This is a genomic window from Pseudoxanthobacter sp. (genome assembly GCF_036822375.1).
Classification (GTDB): domain Bacteria; phylum Pseudomonadota; class Alphaproteobacteria; order Rhizobiales; family Segnochrobactraceae; genus Pseudoxanthobacter.
This window is the reverse complement of sequence record NZ_DAISHT010000191.1, coordinates 1,671-4,696: the sequence shown is the minus strand read 5'-3', so window position 1 is coordinate 4,696 and position 3,026 is coordinate 1,671. Positions and strand designations below refer to the sequence as shown.

Annotated in this window: 5 protein-coding genes; 3 read left to right on the top strand and 2 right to left on the bottom strand. The window is 70.8% G+C overall.

Annotated elements, in window-relative coordinates:
- The first annotated feature begins 11 nt into the window (after positions 1–11).
- Together V7067_RS14305 and V7067_RS14300 are read left to right on the top strand one after the other, a co-directional pair.
- A complete protein-coding gene (locus tag V7067_RS14305) occupies positions 12–878 on the top strand; it encodes a folate-binding protein (RefSeq protein WP_334176578.1) in 867 nt (288 codons plus the stop codon).
- A 46-nt stretch (positions 879–924) separates the two neighbouring features.
- The gene (locus V7067_RS14300) at positions 925–1,509 is read left to right on the top strand and encodes an HD family hydrolase (RefSeq protein WP_334176577.1); all 585 of its coding nucleotides are present in this window, start codon (positions 925–927) and stop codon (positions 1,507–1,509) included.
- Between the two features lie 92 nt (positions 1,510–1,601).
- On the opposite strand, the gene V7067_RS14295 is transcribed toward V7067_RS14300, so the two are convergent.
- Complete coding sequence (locus V7067_RS14295) at positions 1,602–2,021, bottom strand: EF-hand domain-containing protein (protein WP_334176576.1); 420 nt, start codon at positions 2,019–2,021, stop codon at positions 1,602–1,604.
- Positions 2,022–2,037: 16 nt separating this feature from the next.
- Positions 2,038–2,280, bottom strand: coding sequence for a glycine zipper 2TM domain-containing protein (locus V7067_RS14290; protein ID WP_334176575.1), 243 nt, complete (start codon positions 2,278–2,280; stop codon positions 2,038–2,040).
- A 326-nt stretch (positions 2,281–2,606) separates the two neighbouring features.
- Here V7067_RS14290 and V7067_RS14285 point away from each other — a divergent pair, with 326 nt between their 5' ends.
- A complete protein-coding gene (locus tag V7067_RS14285) occupies positions 2,607–2,774 on the top strand; it encodes a DUF3563 domain-containing protein (protein WP_334176574.1) in 168 nt (55 codons plus the stop codon).
- Positions 2,775–3,026 lie beyond the last annotated feature (252 nt).

Here is a 3,026-nt window from a genome sequence, read left to right as displayed (position 1 = left end):
CCTCATTCTGCATTCTCAGCGACCGCGCCGCCCTTGCCGTCGGCGGGCCGGAAGCCGCTCATTTTCTGCAGGCGCTGGTGACTGCCGACCTGACGCCGGCTATCGCAGGGCAGGCGGCGGCCTTTGCCGCGCTGCTGACGCCGCAGGGCAAGATCCTGTTCGATTTTCTCGTGCTGCCGGCCGCCGACGGTTTCGTGCTGGATTGCGCGGCGGGCGAGGCGGCCGCGCTGCTGAAGCGGCTGACGCTCTACCGGCTGCGCGCCCGGGTCACGCTCGCCGCGCTGCCGGAGGTCCGTGCCGTGGCGGTGTGGGGCGCCGCGCTGCCGCCGCTGCCCGGCCTTTATGCCGATCCGCGGCTTGCCGCGCTGGGCGGGCGGGCCATGGTGCCGGCGGCCGGCGGCGCGTTCACGGCCGCCCTTGAGGCCGCCGGCTTCGCGGCGGCCGGCGAGGCGGCCTATCATGCTCACCGCGTCGGCCTCGGCGTGCCGGAGGGCGGGCACGACTTCGCCTTCGGCACCGTCTTCCCGCACGATGTGGACATGGACTGCCTCGCGGGCGTGGCCTTCGACAAGGGCTGTTATGTGGGGCAGGAGGTGGTTGCGCGCATGGAGCACCGCGGCACCGCCCGCCGGCGTACCGTGCTGGCGGAAGGGGAGGGCGCGCTGCCGGCCGCCGGAACCGAAATCGTCGCCGGCGACCGGGCCATCGGCACCCTCGGCTCGGTGGCGGGCCGCCATGGCCTTGCCATGGTGCGCACAGACCGGGCCGGCGAGGCCATGGCGGCGGGCGTGCCGCTGACGGCCGGCGGCATCGCCCTGCGCCTCGCGCTGCCGTCCTTTGCCCGCTTCGGCTGGCCGGCGGCCCAGAGTGCGGACTGAGCCGGTGTCGCTGCATCCCGAGCGGCCCGCCCGCGTGTGGCAGCGGATGCTGTCCGGCCGGCGGCTCGATCTTGTCGACCCGTCGCCGCTCGATATCGAGATTGCCGACATCGCCCACGGCCTTGCCCGCGTGGCCCGCTGGAACGGGCAGACCCATGGCGAACACGCCTTTTCGGTCGCCCAGCACGGGCTTCTGGTGGAAGCGCTGGTGCAGCGGCTGCGCCCGCAGGCCTCCGGCACGGTGCTGATGCTGGCGCTGCTGCACGATGCGCCCGAATATGTGATCGGCGACATGATCTCGCCGTTCAAGGCCGTGCTGGGGCAGGCCTACCGGCAGGTGGAACACCGGCTGCAGGTGGCCGTTCACCGCCGCTTCGGCCTGCCGGCGGAGCCGGCCGCGACCCAGCGGCGGCTGATCAAGCAGGCCGACATCATCTCCGCCTATCTGGAGGCGATATGGCTGGCCGGCTTTGCCGAGGCCGAGGCTGCCGACCTGTTTGGCCGGCCGCAGGGCGTCGATTGCAGCGAGCCGGCCCTGCTGGCGCTGGTGACGCCCTGGCCGGTGGCCGAGGCGGAGGCCCGCTTTCTCGCCCGTTTCCATGTTCTGGACGAAGGCCGCGCCCGGTCCTGACAGGGCCGGCCGCACGGCAGGCGGCCCGCCGGGCCTGAGGCGCCGGCGGGCCGCGGGGTGTTCGCCGGGCGCTCACGCCGGGCGGCGGCGGCTCATTTCAGCACGCCGTCGCCGTTCTTGTCGGCGGCGGCAAAGTCCTTCTCGGCCTGCAGCATATATTCCTTGCGCGAGATCCGGCCGTCCTTGTTGGTGTCGACCACGACGAAGATCTCGGTGGGGATCAGGCCCTTGGCTTCCTTGCGGCTGATGTAGCCATCCTTGTTGGTGTCGATCTTGTCGAAGGCGGCGGCCATGAAGGTGATGAACTCCTCCTTCGTCACCGTGCCGTCGCCGTTGGTGTCGATCACGGCAACCTGCCCGCTGTAGATGGCGCCGGGCTCGATCTGTCCGGCGGCCGCCGCGGCATCGCCCGGCGTTGCGGGCTTGCTCTGGGCGAGGGCGGGCGCGGCGGCGCCCAGCGACAGGGCCACGGTGGCGGCGGTCAGCAGCCGGGGCGAGAGAAAACGGGTCATGTCAGCGTCTTCCTGTTCAGCAGCTGAGCTTGTGGCCGATGACGCCACCGGCGATGGTGCCGACGCCGGCGGCCGCTGCGCGGCCCCAGCCGCCGCCGAAGGCGCTGCCGATCAGGCCGCCGGCGACCGTGCCGGTCAGCGTGCCGGCAAAGCAGCCCATCTCCGACTTCTGCTCCTGCGTTTCCGGCTTTTGGGATGACTGGCACCCGGCCGCCAGCAGGGCCACGGCAGCGGCCGCCGCGATTGCCTTGCGATTCATTCTGTCTGATCTCCCAGCATGGATGGACCGGCAGGCGTGAACCCCGCGCCCGTGCCTGGTCACGCGGATCTGTCCGGTCACGCGCCGGTCACGCGGATTGTTGGCCGCCGGTGCCGGTTCGTAAAGCCTTTGCGGGCGCCTTTTTCCCGCGGCACGATGCCGGCGGGCGTCCGGCGCCGGCCGCCCCCGGCGGCGGTGCGGCCTTTGTCGGCACTGCATGGCTGCTTTGCACTGCAGCATTTGTGCGATTTTCAGGGTGCGCCTATCTTCAGCGCCGGAAACGTCGAAAACGGGCTCCGATTGACCAGAGTTCAAGGGAGCATCTTATGTTCTTACCCTTTGCCGGCCGCTTCATGCGCGCCTTCCAGCGCCTGCGCAACTATGACCCGGAAACCGAATATCTGAATGAAGCCGGGGATGTGTACGATCTGGAGAAGCGCCAGATCGAGATCGCCCGGGGCCGCTTCGCGCGCCATCGTCCGTTTGGCTTCTGAGGGAAGCCACACCCCGCGCCCGGGGCGCCGGCCAGACCGGCAGGGCGCGCAGTGCGATTGTGCAATGCAAAAAGGCGACCGGTCTCCCACTGGTCGCCTTTGCTGTTTTTGCGGTGCGTGACGGCCGGCAACGGCCGGGACAAGAAGTCGGTCGTATTTGCGCCGTCACAATGCTGCCGCCGGAATCCCGGCCAATAGTCGGCGGCAAAGACGGACGGGTGCGCAGGCCGGGCCGCTGGCGCCGGCCGGGGC

What these genes read in the sequence shown, in the direction of transcription:
- V7067_RS14300 (WP_334176577.1), top strand. Translation starts at nt 925, where the DNA reads ATGCTGTCCGGCCGGCGGCTCGATCTTGTCGACCCGTCGCCGCTCGAT.
- V7067_RS14290 (WP_334176575.1), bottom strand. Translation starts at nt 2,280, where the DNA reads ATGAATCGCAAGGCAATCGCGGCGGCCGCTGCCGTGGCCCTGCTGGCG.
- V7067_RS14295 (WP_334176576.1), bottom strand. Translation starts at nt 2,021, where the DNA reads ATGACCCGTTTTCTCTCGCCCCGGCTGCTGACCGCCGCCACCGTGGCC.
- V7067_RS14285 (WP_334176574.1), top strand. Translation starts at nt 2,607, where the DNA reads ATGTTCTTACCCTTTGCCGGCCGCTTCATGCGCGCCTTCCAGCGCCTG.